General features: G+C 55.7%; 27 protein-coding genes and 1 tRNA gene. 17 read left to right on the plus strand and 11 right to left on the minus strand.

Features of this window, described 5'->3' with window-relative positions; all coding sequences use genetic code 11:
- The first annotated feature begins 103 nt into the window (after positions 1–103).
- Positions 104–511 (plus strand): peptide-methionine (R)-S-oxide reductase MsrB, encoded by a 408-nt coding sequence (msrB, locus tag J8E65_RS05925; RefSeq protein WP_210374683.1) that lies wholly within the window; start codon positions 104–106, stop codon positions 509–511.
- Here the strand turns inward: msrB and J8E65_RS05930 are convergent.
- The gene (locus J8E65_RS05930; protein WP_210374685.1) at positions 508–975 is read right to left on the minus strand and encodes a DoxX family protein; all 468 of its coding nucleotides are present in this window, start codon (positions 973–975) and stop codon (positions 508–510) included. The genes msrB and J8E65_RS05930 overlap by 4 nt on opposite strands.
- Positions 976–1138: 163 nt before the next feature.
- Here J8E65_RS05930 and J8E65_RS05935 point away from each other — a divergent pair, with 163 nt between their 5' ends.
- Positions 1139–1711 carry an NUDIX hydrolase gene (locus tag J8E65_RS05935; protein WP_210374687.1) on the plus strand — a complete coding sequence of 191 codons (573 nt, stop codon included), beginning with the start codon at positions 1139–1141 and terminating at the stop codon, positions 1709–1711.
- A gap of 18 nt (positions 1712–1729) precedes the next feature.
- A complete protein-coding gene (locus tag J8E65_RS05940; protein ID WP_210374689.1) occupies positions 1730–2851 on the plus strand; it encodes a hypothetical protein in 1122 nt (373 codons plus the stop codon).
- Between the two features lie 2 nt (positions 2852–2853).
- Here the strand turns inward: J8E65_RS05940 and J8E65_RS05945 are convergent, their stop codons facing one another.
- On the minus strand, positions 2854–3555 hold the full coding sequence (locus J8E65_RS05945) for an energy transducer TonB (RefSeq protein WP_210374690.1): 702 nt from the start codon (positions 3553–3555) through the stop codon (positions 2854–2856).
- A gap of 155 nt (positions 3556–3710) precedes the next feature.
- Between J8E65_RS05945 and J8E65_RS05950 the strand changes: the two genes are divergently transcribed.
- Positions 3711–4706 (plus strand): MDR family oxidoreductase, encoded by a 996-nt coding sequence (locus J8E65_RS05950; protein WP_210374692.1) that lies wholly within the window; start codon positions 3711–3713, stop codon positions 4704–4706.
- Positions 4703–5905 (plus strand): NAD(P)/FAD-dependent oxidoreductase, encoded by a 1203-nt coding sequence (locus J8E65_RS05955; RefSeq protein WP_210374694.1) that lies wholly within the window; start codon positions 4703–4705, stop codon positions 5903–5905. Before J8E65_RS05950 ends, J8E65_RS05955 begins: the two co-directional genes overlap by 4 nt.
- 3 nt (positions 5906–5908) lie before the next feature.
- Here the strand turns inward: J8E65_RS05955 and J8E65_RS05960 are convergent, their stop codons facing one another.
- On the minus strand, positions 5909–6517 hold the full coding sequence (locus J8E65_RS05960; RefSeq protein ID WP_210374695.1) for a DUF429 domain-containing protein: 609 nt from the start codon (positions 6515–6517) through the stop codon (positions 5909–5911).
- Positions 6518–6593: 76 nt separating this feature from the next.
- Here J8E65_RS05960 and J8E65_RS05965 point away from each other — a divergent pair, with 76 nt between their 5' ends.
- A complete protein-coding gene (locus tag J8E65_RS05965) occupies positions 6594–7058 on the plus strand; it encodes a histidine kinase (protein WP_210374697.1) in 465 nt (154 codons plus the stop codon).
- Between the two features lie 3 nt (positions 7059–7061).
- Here the strand turns inward: J8E65_RS05965 and speA are convergent, their stop codons facing one another.
- Positions 7062–9056: a biosynthetic arginine decarboxylase gene (gene speA / locus J8E65_RS05970; protein ID WP_237181698.1), complete on the minus strand. Its 1995-nt coding sequence runs from the start codon at positions 9054–9056 to the stop codon at positions 7062–7064.
- A 268-nt stretch (positions 9057–9324) separates the two neighbouring features.
- Between speA and J8E65_RS05975 the strand changes: the two genes are divergently transcribed.
- The gene (locus J8E65_RS05975; protein WP_210374699.1) at positions 9325–9957 is read left to right on the plus strand and encodes an ABC transporter ATP-binding protein; all 633 of its coding nucleotides are present in this window, start codon (positions 9325–9327) and stop codon (positions 9955–9957) included.
- Here J8E65_RS05975 and J8E65_RS05980 read toward each other — a convergent pair.
- Positions 9954–10670, minus strand: coding sequence for a ComF family protein (locus tag J8E65_RS05980; protein ID WP_210374703.1), 717 nt, complete (start codon positions 10668–10670; stop codon positions 9954–9956). The two genes, J8E65_RS05975 and J8E65_RS05980, sit on opposite strands and share 4 nt — an antisense overlap.
- A gap of 111 nt (positions 10671–10781) precedes the next feature.
- Here J8E65_RS05980 and J8E65_RS05985 point away from each other — a divergent pair, with 111 nt between their 5' ends.
- Both J8E65_RS05985 and J8E65_RS05990 read left to right on the plus strand, forming a co-directional pair.
- Positions 10782–11024, plus strand: coding sequence for a hypothetical protein (locus J8E65_RS05985; protein WP_210374705.1), 243 nt, complete (start codon positions 10782–10784; stop codon positions 11022–11024).
- A gap of 6 nt (positions 11025–11030) precedes the next feature.
- A complete protein-coding gene (locus J8E65_RS05990) occupies positions 11031–12206 on the plus strand; it encodes a tRNA-queuosine alpha-mannosyltransferase domain-containing protein (RefSeq protein WP_210374707.1) in 1176 nt (391 codons plus the stop codon).
- A 7-nt stretch (positions 12207–12213) separates the two neighbouring features.
- Here the strand turns inward: J8E65_RS05990 and J8E65_RS05995 are convergent, their stop codons facing one another.
- From J8E65_RS05995 to J8E65_RS06010, 4 genes are all read right to left on the minus strand, one after another.
- Positions 12214–12669: a hypothetical protein gene (locus J8E65_RS05995; protein ID WP_210374709.1), complete on the minus strand. Its 456-nt coding sequence runs from the start codon at positions 12667–12669 to the stop codon at positions 12214–12216.
- A gap of 56 nt (positions 12670–12725) precedes the next feature.
- Positions 12726–14006 (minus strand): NADP-dependent isocitrate dehydrogenase, encoded by a 1281-nt coding sequence (icd, locus tag J8E65_RS06000; protein ID WP_210374710.1) that lies wholly within the window; start codon positions 14004–14006, stop codon positions 12726–12728.
- An 84-nt stretch (positions 14007–14090) separates the two neighbouring features.
- Positions 14091–15455 (minus strand): alkaline phosphatase D family protein, encoded by a 1365-nt coding sequence (locus J8E65_RS06005; protein ID WP_210374712.1) that lies wholly within the window; start codon positions 15453–15455, stop codon positions 14091–14093.
- Positions 15456–15536: 81 nt separating this feature from the next.
- The gene (locus J8E65_RS06010; protein WP_210374714.1) at positions 15537–16283 is read right to left on the minus strand and encodes a polyprenol monophosphomannose synthase; all 747 of its coding nucleotides are present in this window, start codon (positions 16281–16283) and stop codon (positions 15537–15539) included.
- 234 nt (positions 16284–16517) lie between these two features.
- On the opposite strand from J8E65_RS06010, the gene pdhA reads away from it, so the two are divergent.
- The 5 genes from pdhA to J8E65_RS06035 all read left to right on the plus strand — a co-directional run bounded on the left by pdhA (position 16518) and on the right by J8E65_RS06035 (position 21539).
- The gene (gene pdhA / locus J8E65_RS06015; RefSeq protein WP_210374716.1) at positions 16518–17654 is read left to right on the plus strand and encodes a pyruvate dehydrogenase (acetyl-transferring) E1 component subunit alpha; all 1137 of its coding nucleotides are present in this window, start codon (positions 16518–16520) and stop codon (positions 17652–17654) included.
- 29 nt (positions 17655–17683) lie between these two features.
- The gene (locus J8E65_RS06020) at positions 17684–18667 is read left to right on the plus strand and encodes a pyruvate dehydrogenase complex E1 component subunit beta (protein ID WP_210374718.1); all 984 of its coding nucleotides are present in this window, start codon (positions 17684–17686) and stop codon (positions 18665–18667) included.
- Positions 18668–18698: 31 nt separating this feature from the next.
- On the plus strand, positions 18699–19997 hold the full coding sequence (locus J8E65_RS06025) for a pyruvate dehydrogenase complex dihydrolipoamide acetyltransferase (RefSeq protein ID WP_210374720.1): 1299 nt from the start codon (positions 18699–18701) through the stop codon (positions 19995–19997).
- 65 nt (positions 19998–20062) lie between these two features.
- Positions 20063–20896 carry a metallophosphoesterase family protein gene (locus J8E65_RS06030; RefSeq protein ID WP_237181700.1) on the plus strand — a complete coding sequence of 278 codons (834 nt, stop codon included), beginning with the start codon at positions 20063–20065 and terminating at the stop codon, positions 20894–20896.
- A 238-nt stretch (positions 20897–21134) separates the two neighbouring features.
- A complete protein-coding gene (locus J8E65_RS06035; protein WP_210374722.1) occupies positions 21135–21539 on the plus strand; it encodes a hypothetical protein in 405 nt (134 codons plus the stop codon).
- Between the two features lie 49 nt (positions 21540–21588).
- On the opposite strand, the gene hpf is transcribed toward J8E65_RS06035, so the two are convergent.
- Both hpf and J8E65_RS06045 read right to left on the minus strand, forming a co-directional pair.
- Positions 21589–21918: a ribosome hibernation-promoting factor, HPF/YfiA family gene (gene hpf, locus J8E65_RS06040; protein WP_210374724.1), complete on the minus strand. Its 330-nt coding sequence runs from the start codon at positions 21916–21918 to the stop codon at positions 21589–21591.
- Between the two features lie 27 nt (positions 21919–21945).
- Positions 21946–23463 (minus strand): carboxypeptidase M32, encoded by a 1518-nt coding sequence (locus J8E65_RS06045; protein ID WP_237181702.1) that lies wholly within the window; start codon positions 23461–23463, stop codon positions 21946–21948.
- Between the two features lie 74 nt (positions 23464–23537).
- On the opposite strand from J8E65_RS06045, the gene J8E65_RS06050 reads away from it, so the two are divergent.
- From J8E65_RS06050 to J8E65_RS12715, 3 genes are all read left to right on the plus strand, one after another.
- On the plus strand, positions 23538–24314 hold the full coding sequence (locus J8E65_RS06050) for an RraA family protein (protein ID WP_237181703.1): 777 nt from the start codon (positions 23538–23540) through the stop codon (positions 24312–24314).
- A 114-nt stretch (positions 24315–24428) separates the two neighbouring features.
- Positions 24429–24501, plus strand: a tRNA-Thr gene (locus tag J8E65_RS06055).
- Positions 24502–24637: 136 nt separating this feature from the next.
- Positions 24638–24922 carry a T9SS type A sorting domain-containing protein gene (locus J8E65_RS12715; RefSeq protein ID WP_415663063.1) on the plus strand — a complete coding sequence of 95 codons (285 nt, stop codon included), beginning with the start codon at positions 24638–24640 and terminating at the stop codon, positions 24920–24922.
- The last annotated feature ends 248 nt before the right edge of the window (positions 24923–25170 follow it).

A 25170-nucleotide genomic window follows, 5' to 3' on the forward strand; every position in this document is an offset into this window, starting at 1 on the left:
TCAAGCATATTGACGCAGATTCGCAGCTTAGCTTACATGATACGTGAGGAGCATGCCCGGCGCAAGCTCGTTAAAACGCTGATCAATACCGAAGCTAAGCTCTATGGCAGTTCCTAAAGTCATCTATACCGAAGAAGTCTGGCGACGTCTGCTGACGCCAGAGCAGTATCACGTTTTACGAGAGCAGGGCACCGAGCCAGCGTTTACAGGAAAGTATTGGGATCATAAAGCGCCTGGTCTTTACCGATGCGCTGGATGCGGGCTGCCGCTTTTTTCTTCGGAGACGAAGTTTGACTCAGGAACAGGGTGGCCGAGCTTTTATGCGCCAGTTGCGCCGGAACACATTGAAATGTCGGACGACTACAGCTTGGGCATGCACCGCATTGAGGTGCACTGCGCTGCCTGTGGCGGTCACCTGGGGCATGTATTTCCCGATGGCCCCCCTCCTACGGGGTTGCGCTACTGCATCAACTCGGCAGCGCTCTCTTTTGAAGCAAAGGAGGCAGCCTAAGGCTCTGGCGTTTCGGCGACTTGCTGCGCAGCTGCTGGGGCCAGCATGCGGGCATCCAGCGAGTAGGGTCCAGCGCCAAAAAGGCCATAAACCAGTAGCAGAAAGAACACCAGCGCCGAAAGCTCCAGCGACTGGCCCGCGGCTAAAAGTCCTTCATGCAGGTGTACAAAAAACGTGGCCACAAACAGAATAGGCACCTGTGCCCATGCTGCAAGCCGCGTAAGCAAACCGGCAGTCAGCATAAGGCCCCCTACCAAATGCGCCAGCGCTACGTAGTGAACGGCTGCCATCGGCAGGAACCAATCCAAGTTGCGCCCTTCTACTAGCGCCATAAATCGCGAAGAATCACCAACAAAAAGCCAGCCACGCACAAACAGCGCAATACCTAAGTACATGCGGATCAAATCATAACCCATGAGTCGGTGGTCTTCTAACCAGCGACGCGCAGCAACGAGCGTGGACATAGTTCAGTTTTTATTTTGTTAAGGTTTCTTGAAGAAAATTTATGCCATGTGCAAAAAAGCGTTCCGGTGTGGTGCATCTTTTTGTTACAGCGAGCGTTATCCGCTGCCGGTATAGGATTTGCAGCCCTTAGCAAGGGAAATCTTGGTGTTACGTTATCGATAGATGTCGTCAAAGTCTTGGAAGGTTTTGCAGCAAGAGTACTTGCTGCATCGCTGGTGGATGAAGCTGCGCGTCGATCGGGTGCAGTTGCCTAACGGTACGGAGATTGAAGAATTTCATGTGGTAGAATATCCCGATTGGGTATGCGTGCTGTGCTTGACGGAAGAGGGGCAGCTCGTTTTTGTGGAGCAGTACCGGCATGGGGTTGGGACGCTAAGCCTGGAGCTTCCGGCAGGCGGAGTCGAGCCAGGTGAAGATCCGTTGCATGCTGCACGCAGGGAGCTTTTAGAAGAGACGGGTTATGAAGCGGCGGTTTGGGAATCGCTGGGGTGTTTTGCACCTGATCCTAGTAAGCATACGAACTTGGCCCATATTTTCGTTGCTCGAAAAGCACGGCAGGTAGGTCCGCCTTGCTTGGATCCTGCTGAGGAAATGGAAATTCGCCTGCTAACCCCTAGCGAGGCTTTGCGCTTGGCTGATGAAGGCAAGATTCTCCATGGCATTCATGCAGCGGCGCTTTTTTGGGCGCATTTTCGAGGTATTTTGCCCAACGGTCAGTCAGGCCTAGCTCGCTAACGAAATCATCCCTAGACCATGGGCTACGTAGCCCGTGCAGGTGCTGTGCTGCTGAGTTTGGTGTGGAGCGCCTGTCAACTTTCGTCTCCCTATCGTCTTGAGACCCTAGCGCTTGAGCGCATAGGATGGGATACGCTGGCGGTGAAAGCGCGCTTTGTGGTCCGCAAGTGGCCTGGTCGCTTGCAGCCTGTAAGGCCCGATTCTGTGCAGTTGCTGCTGCTGAGCGCGCGCTACGACACGCTATTTTGGGGAACTTCGACGCGCATTCCTGTGCCGGACGCGATGTTAGGAGATCAGGAACGCTTGCTGCTTGAGGTATGTGGATGGTTTCAAGGGCGCTCGGTTTGTGATCAGGCTGGGTTTAGCGCTTCGCCTAAGCGGCTCCAGGTAGCACCGGAGGTGCAGTACCCGTATCAAGGAACGCTGTCCCGTTTGTATTACCGCCTGCATCCTCGTCTGGAGCGGCAGCGCTATGCAGCGGCAACGTGGGAGCCGCTTGCGGTAGCACCTTTGCCTCAAGGGTATCTTCGGATGCAATTGGTCCAAGACCCGCAGAGTGCCCTTGAGTGGCCGATTAAGGCCTGGGAAGGCGTTGTTGAACTGGCTGAACTCCCCACTTTCCCTGATTTCCGTTATGCCTTAAGTCAGCAGTTGCGTGCGGGTTTGGTTGCCACTATGACAGTTGAAGTGTATGCCGGAGGGCCTCAGCCAGTGCGGATAGCTACCCTTAGGCATCAACTTCGGGCCAAAACCGAAGCCGAGCGTAAGGCCGAGGTAGCACGTCTGGCTGAGGCTGCGCTGGTGCAGCTTGTGGAGCAACTAAGCGGGCGGTCTTATCCGGTTTGGGTACGCGTCGAAAGTTGGAGTTTTAATCCGCTTGCCATGCAGTACGTGGTCGAAATTTCGGCTCGTTGGCAAGAAGGCGGATGGCTAGGGCCAACGTGTGCGCTGCGCGGCATATTGACCGCAGCTGAAGATGGCACGCAGGCCACATTTCGTTGGGTGGAAGGCAATCCCGCGGCACGTCAACGCTGGAGACGTCGTGTAGACGAGGAGCTGCTGTATTTGGGTACGTTGAGGGAGGCCTTGTCAGAGGCGCGCGAAGATCAGCACCGAGAGGGCGTGGTGCGTGGTTGGTAGGTTTAGCGATCGGGATTGCTGCTTTCGGCCGGGTTAGGGAGTAAGCGGAAGCGCACGGGTAGCTGCATGTGCACGCGCACAGGCTGGCCGTTTTGCATGCCAGGAATAAAGCGGGTGCGTCGCAGGGCGGCTACGGCGGCTGAGTCGCAAAGCGGGTGGAGGGGCTTAATCACGCGAATATGGGTAGGTGTACCGTCTTTTTCCACCACAAAACGCAGTACCAGTTGCCCTTCAATCCCAGCCCGAATGGCCTCTTCTGGGTATTCAATATGGATATAGTAGGCCCCCAGTCCCCCTATGATCTGGGGAGGTTTCTCTGCATGCTCTAAGATGGCTTCCATGGCTTCAAGACGAGCTGGGGGTTCAGGCTTTTGTGGGAAGTCTTGTGCTTGAAACTCGCTGGAGTCGCGTGTCCCCTCGTTTTTGGCTTCGGTTTCTGGGATGGCAAAGCGCGTAATTGGCACACCGGTGTCTTCAGCTGCGCGCGCTTCCAGCTGGGTTGCGATCAATGCTAGGCGCCGGTCTTCATCGACCAAACGCCAGCCGATAGGCGGAGGTGCTACATGCCACGGAAGCCGCACCAGCACGATCAAGAGTCCAAGTGTAAGGGCAAGGCTAAGCAGCATGCGTACCGTGTACGTTTGCTCAGCTTGCGCGAAACGCAGGCGCGGGAGATCCAGCTTATCCAATCCCCTGCGATGCATGGCCGCTCGCTCCCTGATCCATTGCTCACCTTACTTTGTGAAAACGTGAAGAAGACAAAAAGTTGCAGCCTGTTGTACTGCTTTAGACTTCAGTGCATCTGCTTTTAAGAATGCCTATTTTGGAGGATCGTTTTCACAAAACGGCTCTATAACGCATGCGCGCGCTTGTACTGCATAAGGATGAGCACGGGGAGGTTCAGGCTCGCTTTGAAACGTTATCGGAAGACCACCTCCCGGAGGGTGATGTACTGCTGGAAGTGCATTACTCCAGCCTAAACTACAAAGATGCGCTGGCGGTTACGGGAAAAGGGAAAGTTGTTCGGGGGGATTATCCGTTTGTGCCTGGGATTGATCTGGTCGGTACGGTGCTGGAGTCAGGGCACCCGGAGGTGAAGCCTGGGCAGACAGTTATTGTAACCGGTTGGGGTATAGGTGAGGAACACTGGGGAGGGTATGCTACACGGGCACGTGTACGTGCGGAGTGGACAGTGCCGCTGCCGCGCAGGCTAACGCCGCTAGAGGCGATGGCTGTTGGTACGGCTGGGCTTACTGCTATGCTGGCCATTATGGCACTGGAAACGCATGGGCTGACGCCAGACCAAGGCGAGGTTGTGGTCACCGGGGCCAGTGGAGGGGTTGGGAGTTTGGCTGTGGCTATTCTGGCACACTTGGGCTATGAGGTAGTGGCCTCAACGGGTAAGCCTCAAGCGCATGCTATGCTGCAGGCCTTGGGGGCTGCGCGCATAATCGATCGGCAGGAGCTGGGGGAGGGGCCGCGTCGACCCTTAGATCACGCGCAGTGGGCTGCAGCCATCGACACCGTGGGGGGGCCTACGCTGGCTGCGATCTTGAGCCAAACCCGGCGGCACGGTAGCGTTGCAGCATGTGGTCTGGCGCACAGTGCAGCATTTCACACTACGGTTTTCCCGTTTATTTTGCGCGGGATCAACTTGCTAGGCATTGACTCCAACACCTGTCCCCAGGAACTGCGGCGGCGCGCTTGGCATCGCCTGACACATGATCTGCCCAAAGACGCGTTGCATCGCATTACGCGGGTAATTGCTCTAGACGACGTGCCAGCGTGGAGTGAAGCTATGCTGGCAGGCCGGACCCAAGGGCGGTTGGTTGTAGACGTTCAGGCTGTACCGTGACCCGTTCTTTCTGGCATCGACAGCATCAGGCGCCCGACCGTTGGGCCGACGTAGCCGTTGTCGGTGGCGGTGTTGTCGGATGTGCGACGGCTTTCTGGCTACACCGGTTGCGTCCGCGCTTGCGACTGGTAGTCCTAGAGGCCGCTTCTTTAGCCGATGGCGCCAGTGGCCGAAATGCTGGGTTTATCCTGCCTGGAGCTACGGCAGATTTTTTAAAAGATTGCCAGCGCTACGGCGAATCGCGTGCCCGCCAGCTCTGGCACTTCACGCGCGAAAACCGAGAGGCGTTGCTTCGGGAGCTGGATCCCTTGGCCTTCGGTTGGGAAGGCAGTGGTGCGCTATTGGTGGCTGGCTCGGCTGAAGAAGAAAAACGATTGCGTGAAGGTGCAGTGCGGCTTCGTAGCGAAGGCGTGCCGGCAGCTTTTCTGCCTTCAGCCGAAATCAACCGGCGTCTCCAGGCCCAAGGTTTTCGGGGAGGTTTGTTTTTGCCTGAGGCCGGATGCTTGGATCCTGTAGCGCTCGTGTACCACCTAGCTGGTCGTAGTGAGGCGCTGGTGCTAACGCACCATGCAGTTGAAGCTCTGGTTCCGCAACCAAACTGCGTGCGGTTGGAGACAGCCTATGGCGCTGTTGAGGCTGGTCAGGTGGTGCTCGCGTTGAATGCCTATCTGCCGCGCTTATTGCCCGAAACGGCGGTTTATGTGCAGCCAGTACGCGCACAGATGCTGGCCACGTTTCCGGCTGCGCATCGCTGGATCACCAGTCCGCTCTATACGCACGATGGATTTTTCTATGTGCGTCAGCTCCCTAGTGGTCATGTGCTGGTTGGAGGTGCGCGACACCTACACCTGGAGGAAGAAGTAGGTTACATGGACATCACCACGGAACCCCTGCAAATGGATCTGGAGCGTTACTTGCAGGCTTACTTTCCCCAAGCTCGATCGCTTCCCGTGATGTGTCGCTGGAGTGGCACGATGGGCTTTTCGCCAGATGGGTTACCGATCATTGGCTCCATCGCTGGTCTAGAAGGCAGCTATTGGGTAGGAGGTTTTAGCGGGCATGGTATGGGGTATGCTTTTCGGATGGGACGTCTATTGGCCGAGCTGGTACTGGGCTACCCGAATCCCGAAGGCTATACACTATTTACCCCAGAAAATCGTCCCACCTTTACGCCAGAAGGTTCTTCAGCTGAGCGCTGAAGCTCAATACCAGATTTGCCCTTCTTCGGGATCGCCTAAAGCAGCTGCTTGATGGTGGACGTAGCGCCAGGCGGTCCACCAAGCCAAGAGTGCATCTACGTCGTGCCAACTTGTCGGGGGTTCAGCACAAGGAAGGGGAAGCAGGGCAAGGAGGTCATGCGCAAAGACCTCGGGATTGTCGTTGCGGTAGCGGGATTGCAGGCTTTCTGGCAAGCGGCGTGTAGCCACTAGGCGGGGAAAGGTCTCCAAAACCGTACAGCCTTGCTGGCGCAGGTGATAGGCAAACGCGATAGCACGCGCTGTAAGCCCTCCTAAGAACAATGGCGACATGGCCCCTGCCTGCCGATCGGCAACGCGAAAGAAAAAATCGGGCTCGCTTTTTTCCGGCAGCTGGACGTAAGCACGAGGTAGGCTGAGCGGGGCGTCTATCACCAAAAGACGAGGCGGGTGTGGCAAAAGGAGCTTGTGTAGCCAAGCATCCGCATCGGTTTGGCGTGGGCAGGCGCGCAGGTGAAGTCGTCCGTCGCGGCCATCCCAAGCCAGAACGGTTGTGCCTGCCGTGCGTGCACCAAAGTCAAGTCCGCACAGGCTCTTAGGGGCTGGCGCGGGCATTGCCTATTGCGGGTAAAGTTGAGGGCATTGCAACCGATATAAAGTAAAAACAATAAGGTTGTTTGTCGTGCCGTATATGGAAACAACGATCCCTGAAACGCCCCACCCTCAAGGCACATTGCAAGCTTTTTTACAGGAACTAACGCACCTCGTGCAGCACGTACAGGAACGGCTGGCGCAAGCAAGCGCTACAGGTGAAGGGCCTCTGTACGGGTCGTCTACGACAACCAGGCAGCTGCAGGTAGCGGATCCAGATTGGGTAGCCTCGCTGCTAGAGATGCGTAGTGCGTTTCCGGGCAGGCTGCTCATTCTAGAGGCGCGGCATGCCCATCCTGCCTGGGAACGCGTGGTGCGGTTGCGGCAGGAAGCCCCTCTCATGGAGGTACCATTGCTTGTGGTGTTGCCTAGCGATGACCCCCAAGAGATTGCACGTGCTTACCAGGCAGGTGCCGATGCGTGTCTGGTACGCCCTGTGCCTCCGGCTCAGCTTTTGGGCATAGCACTCTATCTGCTTCGCAAAAGCCAGCGGCAGGCAGCTTAATGTTTAGGCTTCCAGATACGTCGAGCCGCGGAAGATCTGCCGGTAAAGCTCGAGTACTTCTACCCCTTCGCGGGGGCGGACAGCTCCCGTACGTACTTTTTCCTGAATCAGGCGGTTCATGCGCCGCTCCAGGTCATTGGGATAGTATTGCACCTGGGCCAGTTGTTCTTGAACGGTTGCCCCTGGCAGAACCAGCTCTAGATAGAAGTTGCCCGGCTCGTCTTCGTCGGCGTATACGTGGGCTTCCGTGACGCGACCGAACAAATTATGCTGGTCGCCCATAATGTCCTGGTAGGCACCCATCAAGAAAAAGCCGAGATAGTAGGGTTCATTAGGCCGCAGTGGGTGCAACTCCAGCGTGTGCTTTTGGCCAAAGGGGGTGACAAAGTTGCTTACTTGGCCATCGGAGTCGCACGTAAGGTCTACCAAAATGCCTTGTCGCGTAGGCGGTTCATTGAGCCGATGAATAGGCATGATGGGGAAGTGCTGACCAATGGCCCAGTGGTCGATCAAAGAACGGAAGACCGAGAAGTTGCACAGGTAGTGGTCGGCAAGTTCGAGGGTAAGCTGCTGCAAGGGTTCTGGCAGCTCAAAGGAAAACGTGCCCTGTTCGGCCAGGCAGGTTTGAATCCGGCTCGAAGCCATCCAGTAGAGCTGTTCTGCGAAGGCTTTTTGCTCTAGGGAAAGGCGACCTTCCCGAAAGTGTTGGTTAATCGTTTCTCGCAAAGCTTGCGCATGCCGGTAGGCTTCTAGCGGCGCGGTGCTGGGTAGGGTTTCGACGAGCTGCCAGAGAGCTTTGAGCTCGGCCGGCAGCGTGCCATTTCGGGGGATTTTGAGCAGCGCTGCACGGGGTTTGGAGCGCATACCCAGCACTTCGGTTACAAATACCGAATGATAAGCCGTCAGTGCTCGTCCGCTTTCGGAAATAATTACAGGTGGAGGTACCCCTTCCTCGTCGCAAACGCGGCGCAACGTGGAAACGACGGCCCGTGCGTACTCTTCTAGCGTGTAGTCAATGCTTCCTGGGGCGTGTGGATTCCCTGCTTCGTAGGTAACGCCTAGGCCACCCCCAATGTCCAGGTAGGTGATTGAAAAGCCTCGTTGGCGCAAACGGGCATAGATGCGGGCTGCCTCGGTTACAGCCTCGCGAATGTGGGTCAGCGAAGCGATCTGGCTGCCCAAGTGAAAGTGCAGCAGCTGGAGGGAAAGCCCAGAGCGTGTATCGGCCACGCGGTCCAGCAAGCCCAGCAGTTCAGACAGCGACAAGCCAAACTTGGAAGTTTCGCCACCTGATTCAGCCCAGAGTCCAGCACCGGTGGTCGAGAGGCGCAGCCGGACGCCAAAGATCACAGGCGTGCTGGCACGTGGCAACAGGCGGTCGTGGAGCACCTCCAAAAGCAGCGCGAACTCTTCCATGCGCTCCAGCACGGGAATCACCCGCTTGCCCAGGCCTTGGCCGGCTAGGATGAGCTGCATCATTGCACGGTCTTTACATCCGTTGCAGATGAGCAGCATGTCGTCACGCTCCAAGTAGGGCAGTGCGGCCAGTAATTCGGGCTTGGAGCCGCATTCCAGTCCAAAAGAGAAAGGTTGCCCCGCTTCTAAGATTTCCTCCACTACCTCACGGAGTTGGTTCACTTTGATCGGATAGACGCCTTGGTAGACGTTGGCATATCCGACCTCAGCAATGGCTCGGCGGAAGGCCCGGTTGAGCTGCACGACCCGCGTGCGGAGCAAATCTTGAAACCGGACTAGCAGAGGTGGATGAATTCCCTGACGACGTAGTCGCGAAACGACTTCAAAAAGATCAATTGAGGGTCCCCCTAGGCCTTGAGGGCGTACAGCAACGTGTCCTGCCTCATTTACATGGAAATATCCGGCTCCCCATGCCGGTACGTGATAAAGGGCTTCGGCCTGCTCGGCCGTCCAAGCAGCGGAGGCTACAGCCGGGTGCGCGGGAGCTTCGTCCAAGGGAAGCGTGGTGGTTAGCGCGTTCAACAAATCTTGCCCAAAGCGATCGGCGTTCCCAACGCCAGAAGCACGAGGGAGTTTCAGCCTCAGGCCGATCGTAACATTTTTAAACTAGCCCTAAGATTTCCGACACCCCAGGTGTTTACTTTGGCTCCAGCTCATTGCGCAGCAAGCGCTGCACGCTGATAGGTTATTTTGACCCAAAACAGCTGCAGACTTTAGCAGTGAAAATAAAACTTACGCAAAAAGCTCTAGCTAAAGGATTCGGGATAGAAAAACCGTGTATTTTGACAGCATGCATTGCTTAGAAGTAATCGGGCTAGGCAAGCGCTTTGGCTTTCGGCGGCTTTTTTCAGGGCTTTCGTTTCGCTTAAAGCCTGGCGAGCAGTTAGCGGTAACCGGACCTAACGGCTCCGGAAAATCCACGCTTGTGCGTATTCTGGCCGGTGTACTTCGCCCCACTGAAGGAAGCGTAGTCTTGCAGGTCAACGGTAAAACCCTGGAAGCCACCGATCGCCCACTTCATGTGGGCTTAGTTGCACCGTACGTGCATTTGTACGATGGTTTTACAGCGCGCGAAAATTTAATGTTTTTGGCTCGAGCACGCGGCCTAGATAATCCTCAAAAATGCGTCGAGGTTTGGCTCGATCGCGTAGCCCTGCGTTCGTATGCCGACGAGCCTGTGGCGGTCTTCTCCTCTGGGATGCGGCAGCGATTGCGCTTTGCAGCCGCATTATTGGCGGATCCGGTGTTGTGGTTGCTCGATGAGCCACGTGCTAACCTCGATGAGGCTGGCCGGCACTTGGTTGCAACGCTACTAGAGCAGGGGCAAAGGCAAGGCCGCCTCATCGTTGTTGCAACCAATGAAGCAGGCGAAGCCGCTGCTTGCGATAGGCAGCTTTATTTACCCGACTACCGAGCAGCTTAGTGGGCCAGGCCTAACGTGAGCAGCGTCACACTGGCTACGCGCGCTGCATGCAGGGCGTGCGCAGCAGCTGTAGCAGTGGCGCCTGTGGTGAGCAGGTCATCTACCAGCAAAATGTGGCGGCCACGGAGTAGGTCTGGCATGGGTGCGCGGAAAGCTCCGGCTACGTTGGCTTGGCGTTCGCTCCGGCTCAGATGCGTTTGGCTGCGCGTAGCGCGCAAGCGTTGAAGCAGCTTCGGCATAACCGGACGACCCAGCACGTCGCCCACACCATAGGCTAACCATGCACTCTGGTTATACCCTCGCGCTAAGTAGCGCCCTCTGTGGAGAGGAATGGGAAGAATGACATCGATTGTCTCTTGCAGCAAGGGGCTAAATGTCTTTCCCATAATTTGGCCAAGATGCAGGCCGTAGGTTGGGCGGTTCCCGTACTTCAGCGCATGGTGCAGGCGTTCAAGCGGCTGCTTGGGCGCATAGTACCACAGGGCATGAGCGGCACGAAAGCATCCTACAGCTGCCGGAAGCTGGTGCAAGCGGTGCAGCGCTTCGCTTTTTGGAACGCGGTGTAGCTGCTGTTGACAAGCTGGGCATAGCGGAAAACGTGCGTTCTCTACGCGCTCGCCACAGTGTAGGCAAAACGGCGGATAAAGCAAGCCCCACAACGCCTGCCCTAGCTGCTGCAAGACTTGCCTGTAAGAATCCAGTAAAACAAGCATCCGGGAGCTTAAGCATGTTTTCTTGCGTGTAAAAAAAATTGTATAATTCCTAGAAAAGCTGCGCAAGCATGCGCCCCAATTTGTCCAGCAAACCAATGTAGCGAGGGCGGCATGGCAAGCCGAAAGCGTCGCGGCATGATCATCAAAAACACGAACGATCGGCCGGTGGAAATTCCAATGAGTACGCGTACGATTTGGCTCAACCCCGGCGAAGAGGCCTTTGTGACAGCCGAAGAGGTACGCGACCCCGTGCTGCGCGAGAAGTTGCAAGTACGGGCGGTCTCGATCGTGCGACCGACTACCGAAAAAGAAGAAGAAGCACTCCGCCAGCAACTGGCCCAGCAACGTTCCTGAAGTCCTATGTTGCATATTCTAGCTTTAGAACCTTGGTATGGAGGTTCTCATCGCAATTTTTTAGACGGGCTCATCCGGCACAGCCGGCATCGGTTTCATGCGATCACCATGACGCCGCGCTTTCGACGCTGGCGTATGCACGGAGGGGCGGTTACGATGGCGCGAAAAGCCCTGCAAGCCTGGGAAGAAGGCTTCCGGCCGGACGTGATCTTTGCCACGAACATGGTCAATCTGCCTGCCTTTTTGTCGCTTACGCGCAGCCGTCTGGCCCATGTCCCGGTGGTGCTTTATTTTCATCAAAATGCCTTGACCTACCCCTTGCCAGAAGGCAAGGAGCGAGAGCCCGCTTTCGGTTACATTAACTATCTTTCCTGCCTGGCAGCCGACCGGGTGCTGTTCAACACGCGCTTCCACATGGAGGAATTCCTTGAAGCGTTGCCGCAGCTTTTGCGGGCGTTCCCGGACTATACCCATCTGGATGCGATACAAGAGATCCGCGCCAAGGCTGCTGTGCTGCACCCAGGCATTGATTTAAAAGCACACGACCGCTATGCTGGAGATCGGCGGTTGCGTTACTGGGGACCAGGAATGCCCCCGCCGGTCATCTTGTGGAATCAGCGTTGGGAGTACGACAAAGCCCCTGAAGTTTTCCTGCGCGTCATGAACCGTTTGGACGATGCAGGGCATCGTTTCCGTCTGATTTTGGCCGGCGAGCGGTTCGAGGAGCAGCCCTATGAGCTGGAGAAAGCTTTCGAACGCTACGCTGACCGCATTCTCCACTATGGCTATGCCGAAGATTTTGAGGAGTACAGCCGCTTGTTGCACCGGGCCGACCTGATTGTTTCTACAGCCCGGCATGAGTTCTTTGGGGTAGCCGTGCTTGAGGCCATCTATTGCGGTTGCCATCCTCTGTTGCCCCATCGGCTTAGCTATCCAGAGCTCATTCCTGCATCGTTGCATCGACCCTTGCTGCATGCACCCACGCTGTACAACGACGAGGAAGAGCTTTATCAGATCCTTTCAGCGCTGCTTAAGGGGCAAGAGCGGCCGCTGCCGCCTGAGCGTCTACGCGAAATTCCGGCGCACTTAGATTGGTCGCAGCACGTGGAGGCCTACGATCGGCTTTTTGAAGAAGTAGCAGGTGTTGCCACGGCTTCTAGAGCCGCTGTGGCTGTTGCCTAAGGTGCTGTTAATTGTTGATGGCCTGAACAAAGCGCAAGGCTTGAGGGGGAGGGGGGTCTCCATCGACGGCATAGGCGCGGGGTTCCCCCGCGGTAGCAAACAACAGCAAAATGGTGTGCTGCGGGTCGTATTGCTCTAATTGATCGCTTAGCCAATGAAGCACTTGCAGGCCTTCTTGGAGTATGCTCAGTGCTTCAGGTGTAGCGTAGGCCAAGCGGTGAATGGCAAAACTGGTCTGCAGCGCTTTACTCGAGGGTGGGCTGGCTTCACTGATGATCAGTACCCCTTCACCGGCTTGTCGATATCCGCTCAGCGATGCAGCTGCCAGTTCTTCCCAGTGCGTTATAATGAACTGATGATGCCGCTGCTCAAGCGCATCCTGCATTTGCACCAGATCGGCCGGGGCGCGGATTACAAAAAGCCGTCCTTGTTCGTCTTGATACTCTACTGTACGATCCGGCATGCGCATAAAGGAGGGGTCGGATGGTCTTGAGGGGTGACCACCCGACCCCGTGGGCTTTAGTCCATGTTCTCTACGATAGCTTGACCGAACTCACTGGTGCGGAGCAGCGTGGCGCCTTCCATGAGGCGGTGAAAGTCGTACGTGACCCGCTTTTGGGCAATGGTGCGTTCGATGCCACGAAGGATCAAATCAGCCGCTTCGTGCCAACCTAGGTAGCGCAGCATCATTTCGCCAGAGAGAATTACCGAGCTCGGGTTGACTTTATCTTGTCCGGCATACTTTGGCGCGGTACCATGGGTGGCTTCAAAGACAGCGTGCCCGGTTTCGTAGTTAATGTTGGCACCCGGTGCAATGCCGATGCCTCCCACCTGAGCAGCCAGGGCATCGGAAATATAGTCGCCATTGAGGTTCATTGTAGCAATCACGTCGTACTCTTCCGGGCGCGTTAGAATCTGCTGCAGAAAAGCATCGGCAATGACATCTTTGACCACAATAGAACGCCCGTTGTGCTCGATGACGTGCCAGGGGCCACCGTCGAGGGGTTGGGCGCCAAAGGCTTCGCGTGCCAGTTCATAGCCCCACTCACGGAAAGCCCCTTCAGTAAACTTCATGATGTTGCCTTTGTGTACCAGCGTGACGCTTTTACGTCCGTTTTCGATGGCATAGCGAATCGCTGCGCGGACCAGGCGGCGCGTTCCATCGCGGGAGATCGGCTTAATCCCAATGCCGCTGGTTTCAGGAAAACGAATCTTGGTTACCCCCAGCTCTTCCTGAAGAAAGCGGATGAGCTTTTGGGCTTCGGGCGTGCCGGCTTGGTACTCGATGCCCGCATAGACGTCTTCCGAGTTTTCTCGGAAGATAACCATATCGACCAGCTCAGGATGTTTGACGGGCGAGGGCACTCCTTGAAAGTACCGCACTGGCCGCACGCAAGCGTACAGGTCCAGCTGCTGACGCAGGGCTACGTTAAGCGAGCGAATGCCGCCGCCTACGGGTGTCGTTAGCGGTCCTTTAATGGCAACCAGATAGTAATCGATTGCTTTAAGCGTATCCTCAGGCAACCAGGTGCCCAGCTGCTGCAGCGCCTTTTCGCCTGCAAAAACCTCAAACCAGACGATCTTGCGCTGTCCCGCATACGCCTTTTCCACTGCGGCATCGAAGACCATCCGGGCAGCCCGCCAAATGTCAGGGCCAGTGCCATCGCCTTCGATAAACGGAATGATTGGATGGTTAGGCACGTCTAAGGTGCCATCTGCACGTTTCTGGATACGCGCTCCCTCGCTGGGGGGCGTTAAGTGTTCAAAGGTAGGCCTTTCGGTAGATACAAGTTGTGTCATGGCAGAACCAACGGTTTTGTCGGGAGACACTTTGGGTTGCAAATTAAGGCATTCAGCCAAAGGATAGCGCTGTTGGCAAAAGCTTCACCGTTCTGGAGGGCGTAGCTCCCGGGCGCGGAGGGTATAAGTCCAGCGTACGGTACCGCGGGCGTCGATGGCACGAAGCGTCAGCACCCGATCGGTGCGCGGCCCAGAGAACGTAAGCAGCACGGCATTGCGCTCCTGCAAAAGCGTCCCCTCTAGGCGCAACGGATTCTCTTCCTGGATGGTTGAGGGTCCAGCGGTAAGCGGCGAGGTGGTGATCTCGTAGAGGGGATAGAATCCCTCGGGCTGATAGCGCATCAGTTCCGTATGGTGACGATCGCCGGTCAAAAACACAACACCACTAATGCGACGGCGGACGATTTCTCCAATAAGCCGCTCATAGTCCTGAGGAAAGCGCGCTGCTACGGATTCAAAACGGGTATAGCGGTTGAGAATCTGGTTGCCATTGGCGACGATCTTGAAAGGTGCGCGGCTCGAGGTGAGCGCATCGATGAGCCACTCGAGCTGCGCTTTGCCCCACATGGTTTTGGAAGTATCTTCTGGGGCGTCGTTAGGGCTACGGTAAAACCGGTCATCCAGCAGGAAAAAGTCAACGTCCCCCCAGCTAAACTGGGTGAACACGCCAGGCACGCCTGGCAGTCCATAGGTTGGGTTGGCCCAGTACTGCTGAAAAAGGCGCAGTGCCGCTCCTTTGAACACGTAGCTGCGGTCGGCGTCGTTCGGGCCATAGTCGTGGTCGTCCCAAATGGCATAGTGGTGGGTTGTCGCTAGCAGTGCTTGCAGCAGTGGGTGGCTTCGGGTATGGGCGTAGCGGTAAGACATCATGGCGGGGCTGCCAAAGTCGGGTTCGCGTAGATACGTGTTGTCGCCCAGCCAAAGCATCAAGTCAGGCTGGTACTGCACCAGCTGGGTGAGCAGCTCAAAATCCCCGCCATAAGGCTGGCCTGGGCGATCGTAAGGGGGATCGTTTACATAAAAGCAAGAAACGGCAGCTACTGTGAAGGTCGGGGGATCTGTGCGCCATTGCCAAAGAGGCTGCGTTTGAAAGTGTGGCTGGTAGGGCAGGCGTAGCAGGGTGTCGTTGAGAATCACGTTGTAAAGGTAGCGCTGCCCAGGCTCGAGGTAGCCGATAGGAATGTGTACGGTGTAGTCCGTTTCAGGCGTGGTAAAGTAGGGTGGGGTGATGCGCGCACTGTCTTCTGGCTGATCTTCTTGACGGTAGAGCAGCTGCACCTGTGCTGGCGCCCACGTTTGAAGCCAGACGACCACTTCTCGTTGCGTGGCATACCCGTTCATGGGGCCAGCGCGTAGCAGCTCGGCTACGGGTAACGTGGCGGGAATCTGCGCTGCGGCAATTCTGGCCAGTAGCCAAAGGAGCGCAATCCAAGAAAATAGGTAGCGCATGGGTTTGAGTAGCATTTGGCTTACAGGTCACACGGTAAGCTACAAAAGTGCACCGAGACGCCGCAGCCAGTTTGGATTTTTTTAAAGACGGCCCAGCAGGTCTCGCAAGCGCAGCTCCCATACCTTCCAAGCGGCTTCCCAGACAATCGCTTTGCTCATCTTGGAAGATCCTTCCTGGCGTTCTGTGAAAACGATCGGCACTTCCAGGAGTCGAAAGCCCTTGCGCCAAGCACGATACTTCATTTCGATCTGAAAGGAGTAGCCGTTGGAGCGAACGCGGTCTAGGTCGATTGCCTCGAGCACGCGGCGGTGATAGCCCTTAAAACCGGCCGTGACGTCGTAAACCGGTAGGCAGGTGATCGCGCGCGTGTAGAGACTGGCGCTGTAGGAGAGAATCAACCGGGAAAGCGGCCAGTTCATGACGCGCACTCCTCCAATGTAACGAGAGCCAATGACCAGGTCAGCCTCATTGCGTCTCAGCGGTTCGAGCAATCGCGGGAGATCCTCTGGGTTATGAGACAGATCGGCATCCATTTCAACCAGATAGGTAAAGCCACGGCTTAGACCAAAACGGAAACCCGTGACGTAGGCCGAACCCAGCCCCAGTTTGCCTGGGCGTTCGATCAAGAACAGGCGGTTGGGGTGCTGAAGCTGAAGCGCACGCACGCGTTCGGCCGTTCCATCAGGTGAAGCGTCATCGACAATGAGTGCCGAAACGTGGCAAGGCAGCGCAAAGAGCAGCGTAAGCAGGCGTTCAACGTTTTGCGCTTCGTTGTACGTAGGTACGATGACCAGCGTGTCGTTTTGCGGAGCAGTTGCCGTAACCACTTTCGGAGAAAATCGACTTTAAGATGTAAACAACAACGGACCCTTAAACTACAATAGGGGTTCAAAAGAACCAAACGTGCTTGGTAGCGCGTTCACGGGTATCTCAAGAAAACGTAGCGTTTCCGCTGCGCTTTCCGGGTTGCTTCTTTGTATCTTTAAGGGCTACTCCTGCAGTTAGCAAAAAGGGGTAAGCCGCGTATTCCACGAGCGTTATTAACTTAGCCTCCTTGTGCTATGGCCAGTGAGATTAAAAAGAAAAAAGCGACAGCTTCGGCTGGGGTTGGGCAAGCAAATGGGCAGGTCGTTGACCTGCAGGTGCCATCGAAAGCGATTCGTGTGACGCACACCTTCGAGACGTATCCGGCCGGGGTCTATACGCATGAAGAGCTGGGACTCACTCGGGAGCAGCTGTTGGACATTTATCGCAACATGCTGCTTCAGCGCCGGTTTGAAGAGCGTGCGGCACAAATGTACGGCAAACAAAAGATTGCTGGCTTTTTGCATCTGTATATCGGTCAAGAGGCGGTTTCGACCGGTGCTGTATATGCGATTCGCGTTGGGCATGATTCGGTGATTACAGCCTATCGCGACCACGGTATAGGCTTGGCGCTGGGCATGACGGCCAACGAATGCATGGCTGAACTTTTTGGAAAGATCGATGGCTGCTCGCGGGGTAAAGGTGGCTCAATGCATTATTTCAAAGCAGAGAAGAAATTCTTTGGCGGGCACGGTATTGTAGGTGGGCACGTACCCCTAGGCGTTGGCATTGCCTTCGCACACAAGTATAAAGAGGATGGTGGGGTGTGCTTGACCTTCTTCGGCGATGGCGCCATGGGCCAAGGTTCGGTCCACGAATCGATGAACTTGGCCGCAGTCTACAAGCTGCCCATTGTATTTATTATCGAAAACAACCAGTACGCAATGGGGACAGCAGTCTGGCGTGCGTTTGCCAATCCGGAATTTTACCGCTATGCGGCCAGCTACAACATGCCTGGTGCGTTGGTGGACGGCATGGACGTCTTCAGCGTTATCAAAGCATTGCGCAAGCATGTGGCCATGGCCCGTGAATTTCAGCCCTCGGTTGTTGAGGTGCGTACTTATCGCTACCGTGGCCATTCAATGAGTGACCCTGCCAACTATCGCACCAAAGAAGAGCTAGAAGCCAAGAAAAAAGAAGACCCCATTATCCGGCTAAAGGGCTACTTGCTCCAGCACGGGCTTTCTAGCAATGAGGAGCTGGACGCCATCGATGAAGAGGTGAAGGCAGAGGTGCAGGCTTCGGTAGAATTTGCCGAGCGCAGCCCACTACCCCCGCTGGAGACCATTTACGAGGACGTCTACGCCCAGCCGGATTATCCTTTCCTGGCTTAATCGTTCCACGAAAAGCAATTGGAATTCCTATGGCAGTAATGCAATTTCGTGAGGCCATCCGCGCGGCCATGATCGAAGAAATGGAGCGCGATGAGCGTGTCTTTTTGATTGGCGAAGAGGTGGCCCAGTATGACGGCGCTTACAAAGTCAGCGAAGGTATGCTGCGCCGCTTTGGCCCCAAACGGGTGATCGATACCCCAATCAGCGAGGCCGGTTTTGCAGGCCTAGGCATTGGAGCGGCACTGAATGGACTGCGCCCGATTGTCGAGTTTATGACGTTCAACTTCTCGTTTGTGGCTTTTGACCAGCTTGTCAATAACGCAGCTAAAATCCGTTACATGTCGGGCGGTCAGTTCAAGCTGCCTATTGTATTTCGGGGACCCAACGGCGCAGCCGGCCAGCTTGCCGCTACACACAGCACCTCGACTGAGTCCATCTATTCCTACTTTCCTGGCCTCAAGGTGATTGCTCCCTCCAACCCTGATGATGCCAAAGGCCTACTCAAATCAGCAATCCGGGACGACGACCCGGTCATTTTCTTAGAAAGCGAGCTTATGTACAGTCTGCGCGGGGAGGTTAACGAAGATCCTGAGTACTTAATTCCTATCGGGAAAGCGCGCATTGCCCGCGAAGGTGAAGATGTGACGATCGTGGCGCACTCGAAAAGCTATTGGATTGCGTTGGAAGTGGCCGATCGGTTAGCCGAAGAGGGCTATAGCGCCGAAGTGATCGATCCACGCACGATCCGGCCTTTCGATTTTGACACCGTAGTGCAATCGGTCAAAAAGACCAACCGGTGCGTCATTATCGACGAGAGCAACCCCTTTGGCAGCGTGTCTTCAGAAGTTGCCTTTCAGATCCAGCAGCGGGCTTTTGACTATCTGGATGCTCCGGTGCTGCGGGTAACCGCCAAAGACACCCCAGCACCGTATGCTAAAAACCTGATCGCCTACTACATGCCTAGTGTAGAGGCAGCTTACGAAGCCTGCAAGAAAGTGCTCTACGTCGACTAGTCTCCAGGAACCTTTCAGTGCTATAACAGCCATGGCTATACCTATTGAAATGCCCAAAATGAGTGACACCATGGAGGAGGGGGTGGTGGTCGCGTGGTTGGTCGAAGAGGGCCAGCGTGTGTCGGCAGGCGATGTCATTGCTCAAGTAGAAACCGATAAAGCCACGATGGACCTCGAGGTGTACGACGACGGGGTTCTGCTCAAAAAAGTGGTTCAAGAAGGGGAATCGGTTCCCATTGGCGGGCTCATTGCGGTCTTAGGTAAGGAGGGGGAAGATATTTCAGGGCTTTTAGCGCGCTACCAGAAGCGGACTGCGCCATCTCCAGTAGCAAAGCCAGAGACTGTCGAAGCGGTGCCTGCACAAACGGGCGATGGGGCTTCGGCAGCGGTATCAGCCTCTGAAGGTGAAGCTGCGGAAGCGCGCATTAAAGCTTCGCCGCTAGCGCGCAAACTGGCCAAAGAGTATGGACTAGAGCTGCGCACGATTCAGGGAAGCGGCCCTGAAGGGCGGATTGTGCGGCGCGACATCGAGGCCGTGTTGGCCCGGCAGCGCCCTCCTGCAGAAGCTGCACCCACGCCCGCTGTCGAAGCCGCACCCGCGCCGCCACCAGCAGCGGCCCCGGCACCCTCGTTGCCTTATGAGGCAATTCCGCTCACTTCCATGCGGCGCACCATCGCCCGTCGGCTATCGCAAAGCAAGTTTACCGCTCCTCATTTTTACTTGACCGTTGATGTCGACGTTGAAAAAGCTGTTGCCTTCCGTGAGCAACTGAATGCGTTGGCTGAGGCTCAAGGACGCCCCAAGATTTCTTTCAACGACCTTATCACCAAAGCCTGCGCTTTGGCGCTGCGGCAGCATCCGGAAATCAACGCCTCGTATTTTGAACAGGAGGGTGAAATCCGGCGCTGGAAAGAAATCCACATCGGTATTGCTGTGGCCCTTGAGGAAGGACTTGTGACGCCGGTGGTGCGGAACGCCGACCAAAAAGGGCTGGGGCAAATTGCCGAAGAGACGCAAGCACTGGCTGAAAAAGCCCGGCAGCGTAAGCTTCAGCCTCAGGAAATGGAAGGCGCCACCTTTACAACGAGTAACCTGGGCATGTTTGGCATTGAGTCCTTTACGGCCATCATTAATCCGCCCAATGCCTGCATCCTGGCCATTGGCGCTATCCGGGAAGTACCCGTGGTCAAAGATGGCGCTGTCGTGCCCGGCAAGCGCATGCAGCTGACGCTTTCGTGCGATCACCGCATTGTCGATGGTGCCACCGGTGCACGCTTTCTCAAAACTGTGCAACGCTACCTGGAGGAACCCTTAAACCTCCTGCTCTAAAGTGGCGAAAACCCTATGGACTGGCAAAGCGGGCGCGCCACTGGTGCGCCCGCGCTCGTTTTCGGATGCGTATGCGGCTACTGCACCTTTCGGATCTGCATTTTGGGCGCTTGGCTTCCCAGACCATTGTAGCCGATCTGCTGGCAGAAGCGCGTCGCCAGGCGCCGGATTTGGTCGTGGTTAGTGGAGACCTGACGCAGCGCGCGCGGCCTCGCCAGTTTCAAGCCGCGCGCGCTTTCTTGGAGGCCCTACCAGCTCCCTGGCTGGTGGTTCCTGGCAACCACGATGTGTATCCCTGGTGGCGACCCTTAAGCCGCCTGTGGCGCTCTCTGGCACGCTACCGTCACTACATCACGCAATCGCTGCGCCCCTCATGGGTAACGGATACCATAGCGCTGCTGGGGCTGAATACCGCGCATGGGGCTACCATCAAGGGTGGGCGTTTAACAACAGAGGATCTGACGTATTTGCAAACCTTTTTTGCTGCTGCACCACCTCAGGCGCTGCGCATACTGGTGATCCACCATCATCTGGTTCACCTCCAAGACATCGGGCCTCACGACGTGGTGCGCGATGCGCGTCAAGCACTGGAGGCTGTTGCCCAGGCCGGTATCCACGTCATCCTGTGTGGCCACTTGCATATCGCTCATGTAGCCCCTGTTCTTCTACAGCCGCAATGGCAGCTGCTCGTTGTCAGTGCCGGCACGGCTACCAGCAGCCGAGGACGCGGTCCACACCGCCATCAAAATTTCTACAACCTGCTCGAGGTTACGCCCCAAACCCTCCGCATCGAAACCTATCGGTATCATCCCGAAGCCCGAACGTTTACCCTGACGCAAACCCAAACCTTCGAAAGACAAGGAGCCCAGCTGCTTTTGGAAACAGCACAGACTGGCTAAAGCGTGCTGGCCTAATCTTTGCTAGCTTATGGTAAGCCTTTCTTTTTCAACTTGATTTCCATGGGAGTGCGCCAAAAGTATTGCTTAATTATGTACCTATGGCGCATGATAATGGCGCCAACAATTTTTAACAAAGGGGGGCAACTTTGAGGACAATACATTCAAAATTTGAAGAACCCGCCTGGGGCTGCGTAATTCTATAGCGCCGGGCTTGTGTCTGGAAGGGGAAACGCTTTCTATGCCTGCTGTAGATCCCAAGGATTTTTGGGCCCACCTGCAAGAGCGGCTCGCTTGGCTTCAGCGTGAGGTAGAGCGCTTAATTGTAGAAAACGAACGCCTGCGCGAAGAAAACCGAAGGCTTCGAGAGGAGGTGACGCTCTACCGATTATTTCAGGAGCTGCAGCCGCAGTCTAAAGAAGAGCTTCCGGAGCTTTCGGCCGAGATGCTCCGACAGGCTATGGAATTTCTGGACCGGCTACCCGACGAAATGGGCTTTAGTGAGTTTTTTGACCGAGCTGAGCAAGAGGGCATTGAAAGTGCGGTAGCCCGGGACTATCTGCTGACGTTTCTGCGTGAAGAGCTGCTGCGCCAGCAAGGGGGGCGATTGCGTAAAACCCATCGCGCGGCGTTTGGTAAAGCATAAAAAAAGCGGGATCTCTGAGATCCCGCTTGCCTTTTTAAGAGGCTTTACTTTACGACCGCTTCCACTGCTCGCGAAGTTTACGGCGGTGCTCCCGCACCTGACGCTCGATGGAATCCAGCGCACTTAGCAGGGCTTCTTGCACGGAAGGGGCGACTTCGACAGCCGCGATGTTTTCCGGTCGATGGTATACCACAACACGCACGCGGTAAGCATGCGGCGTTTGACTCCGCTCTGCTTGTTGCACCGCCACAGAAACGCCGGTAATGTCGCGGTTTTTTTTGGCCAACTTGTAAATGCGTTGCTCGACCTTTGCTTTGAGGGCGTCGGTCAGTTCATGGTTTTCGCTGTAGTACTCAAACGCAATGTTGGGCGTCTCCATAAAGCTTTGGGATGGCTTGGTGAATCTTTACGCCGCAAGGGATGCGGCAGGGTACAGCACTTGGTATTTTTCACGCACATACTGCAACCACGGCTCCACCTGGAGCGGCTTGCCTGTAGCCCACTGTAAAAGGACAGCCGCCTTCCAAGCGCGACCGTAGCGGTGAATGTGCTTGCGCAACCATTCCAAAATGGGGAAAAACGTCCCTTGACGTACAAAATCATCCAGCTCTACGAATGCAGTGCGAAGAGCCATAAACAACTGCGCAGCCATCAGGTTACCTAAAGTATAGGTTGGAAAGTATCCAAAAGCTCCTTGTGCCCAGTGAATATCTTGCAACACGCTTTCTCGAAGTGTGGTAGGGCGCAGCCCTAGGTAGCGCTGCATACCTTCCTCCCAGGCTATAGGTAAATCCTGCACGGACAAGCTCCCTTCAATTAAGGCTACCTCCAGCTCAAAACGAAGCAAAATATGCAAGTTATAGGTCACTTCGTCGGCCTCTACGCGGATCAGCGAAGGTTGCACGCGGTTGATGGCGCGGTAAAAAGCCTCTAAGGGCACGTCGCAGAGCACATCCGGTAAAGTTTCCTGAAGCTGAGGATAGAAATATTCCCAAAACGGTAGACCGCGACCGATCACGTTTTCCCAGAAGCGGGATTGCGACTCGTGCAGCGCGAGCGAAGCGCCATCAGCCAATGGCGTGCGTTCCAATGCTGGGTCGATGCCTTGTTCATAGAGCCCATGCCCAGCTTCGTGTAGTGTAGCAAATAAGCCGCTGGTGAAATCATTCGGATGAATACGGGTCGTTAGCCGTACATCGGCAATAGCAATCCCTGTGCTGAAAGGATGCACGGAAGCGTCTAGCCGTCCACGATCCAGATCAAAGCCCAAGGCTTGGAGTAGCCTGCGATTCAGCGTCCATTGCCGATCGGGTTCTACATATCGACGCAGGAAGGCATCTTCGGGTTGCGGCTGCTCGAAGAGTGCCTGCAAAAGAGGCACTAGGTGTTTTCGAAGTTGCTCAAAGAGGGTTTGCACTTCGGCCGTGGTCATGCCAGGCTCATACTGGTCCAGCAAGGCATCGTAGGGATGGTTCGGGTACCCTAGCGCCGCGGCCTTTTCTCGTTGGAGCACCAGCAAGCGCTCTAAGTAAGGCGCAAAGAGATCATAGCGATTTGCTGCGCGGGCTTGCTTCCAGGCTTCGCGAGCCTGCGACTCGGTGCGTGCCAGTTCGGCTACCAGTTTGGTTGGCACGCGCCGCGCCTTTTCATAGTCTTCGTGCACAACACGCACCAAACGAACGCTGAGATCGTCAGCCGGCCAGTCGCGCACAACTTCAGCAGCAGCTTCTAGTAGTTCCCCTGTTTTTTCAGAGGTGAACCATTCGTGAGCTAGGCGGTGCAGCGTGCTTAGTTGTTCGGCACGAACGCTGGCAGCACTGGGCGGCATGTACGTCTCCTGATCCCATTCCAGCAAAGCTGCCGCTGCGCGAACGTCCATAATGCCCCCCAGGTGTTCGCGCAATGCCATGAGGGCCGGATGCATAGAAAAAGGGCTTGTTTTATCCATCATGTTTATTTATTCTCTCAAAGACTGGTTTGCACCAATCCTTGACCCCTATGATGGCGTGGCTTCTTGGGCTCAGCTTTTGGATGTTTTTGCCAGCGCAAGATACAACGGTAAACGATTCGACGTTGCTAACGCTCTGTGAAGGTTTGCGCGTGGCCGATGTGGTCGATGCCATGGATATGGTTGGGTTGCGCCATGTGGGGTTGGTGGACACGCGTATTCAGCCGCTTTGGCGGGACTTAGAGGATTTCCGACATCACTTTTGTGGGCTTGCCCTTACTGTACGTTACGTGCCCACCAACAAAATTGTCCCCAACCCGATACCAGAAGCAGAATTCGACGCTTGGAGTAGCCACTGGTACAATACGCTTTCGCCTGAACCGTTTATTGAGCTTATTCGGCCGGGGACCGTGATCGTGATCGACGCCAGTGGCAATGGGGATACCGGCTCGATCGGTTCCTATAACACTCTGGTTTGGTATGCCCGAGGGGCGCGTGGTATTGTAACCACGGGAAGCGTGCGCGATACTGATGAAATCATCAAACAGCGCATTCCGCTTTATTTGGATCCATTGCAACGGGGACGTGGCATCCGACCTGGGCGCAACGAAATCGAATCGGTAAACCGGCCTGTTGAAATTGGCGGTGCGCTGGTTAGGCCTGGCGACGTGGTTGTAGCAGACGGCGATGGGGTGGTTGTGGTACCCCGAGAGCATGCCGTTCGGGTATTCCAACTGGCTCGGCGCGTTTTGCAAGCCGATAAACAAGGCCGTCGTCAGCTCTACCAACAGCTAGGACTGCCGCTGGACAAGACCGTTCAAGAATAGTCCTAACAGGGCTTTGAAGAAACGTTGAGGTAGGAAGTAGGCATGCCCACTGCGGGATCCTAGACCTTGACAAGGCGTGGAAACCTGCGCTAGTTTGCGCTGCCGACCCAACACGCCAACGTAGCTCAGCTGGTAGAGCAGCTCACTCGTAATGAGCAGGTCGCCGGTTCGAGTCCGGCCGTTGGCTCCCTGACCACCAGATCGATGCGATCTGGTGGTTTTTTTATGGCATTAGGGTCTGTTGTGGCGCTTTTGTAGCGCAGCCCTTCGCAGAATAAACTGGTCGTACTGGCCGGTTGGATGCCCATGGAGTCGAGGATGAAGTGAAAGAGACTCCGAAGACCTTTGTAGTTTATCAGAATTATCCGAATCCTTTTCATCCTAGGACAGCGATAAGGTTTGATTTGCCTGAGGCTGGGGATGTGCGGGTTGAGGTTTTCAATTTGCTTGGGGAGAAGGTGGCGACGCTTTATGAGGGTTTTATGAGTGCTGGTGTGGGTAAGACGCTAAGGTGGGATGCGGTTGGTTTTCCGAGTGGAGTTTACTTTTACCGGGTGAGTTTGAACAGTAGATATGTTGAGGTAAAGAAGATGGTGTTGGTTAAGTGAGGGTCGTTTCTTTGGGGACCTTGCGTGCAGGCTCCTTTGAGTTTTTCAGAGTCAAAGAGGGCTTCCCGTTAGTGAAAAAGCGTAAGCTGTGGTGTTTCCCTTGGGCAAGGGAGTTTTTTTGAGCAAGAGGTAGAAGCCAAGGGGTTAGCGGTTGGTCTCAAGGCCAGGGGGTGCCGCTTTTGGGGTAGGGCTTTAGAACAGCGCGTTTATATTCGTTTCTCTTGTGAAAGGCGTTCTGATTTAGCTTT

The organism is Rhodothermus bifroesti, from assembly GCF_017908595.1.
GTDB classification, from domain to species: Bacteria; Bacteroidota; Rhodothermia; order Rhodothermales; family Rhodothermaceae; genus Rhodothermus; species Rhodothermus bifroesti.

Bases quoted from the DNA above. Each gene is read 5' to 3' on its own strand.
- msrB (WP_210374683.1), top strand. From the start codon at position 104: ATGGCAGTTCCTAAAGTCATCTATACCGAAGAAGTCTGGCGACGTCTG.
- J8E65_RS05930 (WP_210374685.1), bottom strand. From the start codon at position 975: ATGTCCACGCTCGTTGCTGCGCGTCGCTGGTTAGAAGACCACCGACTC.
- J8E65_RS05935 (WP_210374687.1), top strand. From the start codon at position 1,139: ATGTCGTCAAAGTCTTGGAAGGTTTTGCAGCAAGAGTACTTGCTGCAT.
- J8E65_RS05940 (WP_210374689.1), top strand. From the start codon at position 1,730: ATGGGCTACGTAGCCCGTGCAGGTGCTGTGCTGCTGAGTTTGGTGTGG.
- J8E65_RS05945 (WP_210374690.1), bottom strand. From the start codon at position 3,555: ATGCATCGCAGGGGATTGGATAAGCTGGATCTCCCGCGCCTGCGTTTC.
- J8E65_RS05950 (WP_210374692.1), top strand. From the start codon at position 3,711: ATGCGCGCGCTTGTACTGCATAAGGATGAGCACGGGGAGGTTCAGGCT.
- J8E65_RS05960 (WP_210374695.1), bottom strand. From the start codon at position 6,517: ATGCCCGCGCCAGCCCCTAAGAGCCTGTGCGGACTTGACTTTGGTGCA.
- J8E65_RS05965 (WP_210374697.1), top strand. From the start codon at position 6,594: ATGGAAACAACGATCCCTGAAACGCCCCACCCTCAAGGCACATTGCAA.
- J8E65_RS05975 (WP_210374699.1), top strand. From the start codon at position 9,325: ATGCATTGCTTAGAAGTAATCGGGCTAGGCAAGCGCTTTGGCTTTCGG.
- J8E65_RS05980 (WP_210374703.1), bottom strand. From the start codon at position 10,670: ATGCTTGTTTTACTGGATTCTTACAGGCAAGTCTTGCAGCAGCTAGGG.
- J8E65_RS05985 (WP_210374705.1), top strand. From the start codon at position 10,782: ATGGCAAGCCGAAAGCGTCGCGGCATGATCATCAAAAACACGAACGAT.
- J8E65_RS05990 (WP_210374707.1), top strand. From the start codon at position 11,031: ATGTTGCATATTCTAGCTTTAGAACCTTGGTATGGAGGTTCTCATCGC.
- J8E65_RS05995 (WP_210374709.1), bottom strand. From the start codon at position 12,669: ATGCCGGATCGTACAGTAGAGTATCAAGACGAACAAGGACGGCTTTTT.
- icd (WP_210374710.1), bottom strand. From the start codon at position 14,006: ATGACACAACTTGTATCTACCGAAAGGCCTACCTTTGAACACTTAACG.
- J8E65_RS06005 (WP_210374712.1), bottom strand. From the start codon at position 15,455: ATGCGCTACCTATTTTCTTGGATTGCGCTCCTTTGGCTACTGGCCAGA.
- pdhA (WP_210374716.1), top strand. From the start codon at position 16,518: ATGGCCAGTGAGATTAAAAAGAAAAAAGCGACAGCTTCGGCTGGGGTT.
- J8E65_RS06020 (WP_210374718.1), top strand. From the start codon at position 17,684: ATGGCAGTAATGCAATTTCGTGAGGCCATCCGCGCGGCCATGATCGAA.
- J8E65_RS06025 (WP_210374720.1), top strand. From the start codon at position 18,699: ATGGCTATACCTATTGAAATGCCCAAAATGAGTGACACCATGGAGGAG.
- J8E65_RS06030 (WP_237181700.1), top strand. From the start codon at position 20,063: ATGCGTATGCGGCTACTGCACCTTTCGGATCTGCATTTTGGGCGCTTG.
- J8E65_RS06035 (WP_210374722.1), top strand. From the start codon at position 21,135: ATGCCTGCTGTAGATCCCAAGGATTTTTGGGCCCACCTGCAAGAGCGG.
- hpf (WP_210374724.1), bottom strand. From the start codon at position 21,918: ATGGAGACGCCCAACATTGCGTTTGAGTACTACAGCGAAAACCATGAA.
- J8E65_RS06045 (WP_237181702.1), bottom strand. From the start codon at position 23,463: ATGCATCCGGCCCTCATGGCATTGCGCGAACACCTGGGGGGCATTATG.
- J8E65_RS06050 (WP_237181703.1), top strand. From the start codon at position 23,538: ATGATGGCGTGGCTTCTTGGGCTCAGCTTTTGGATGTTTTTGCCAGCG.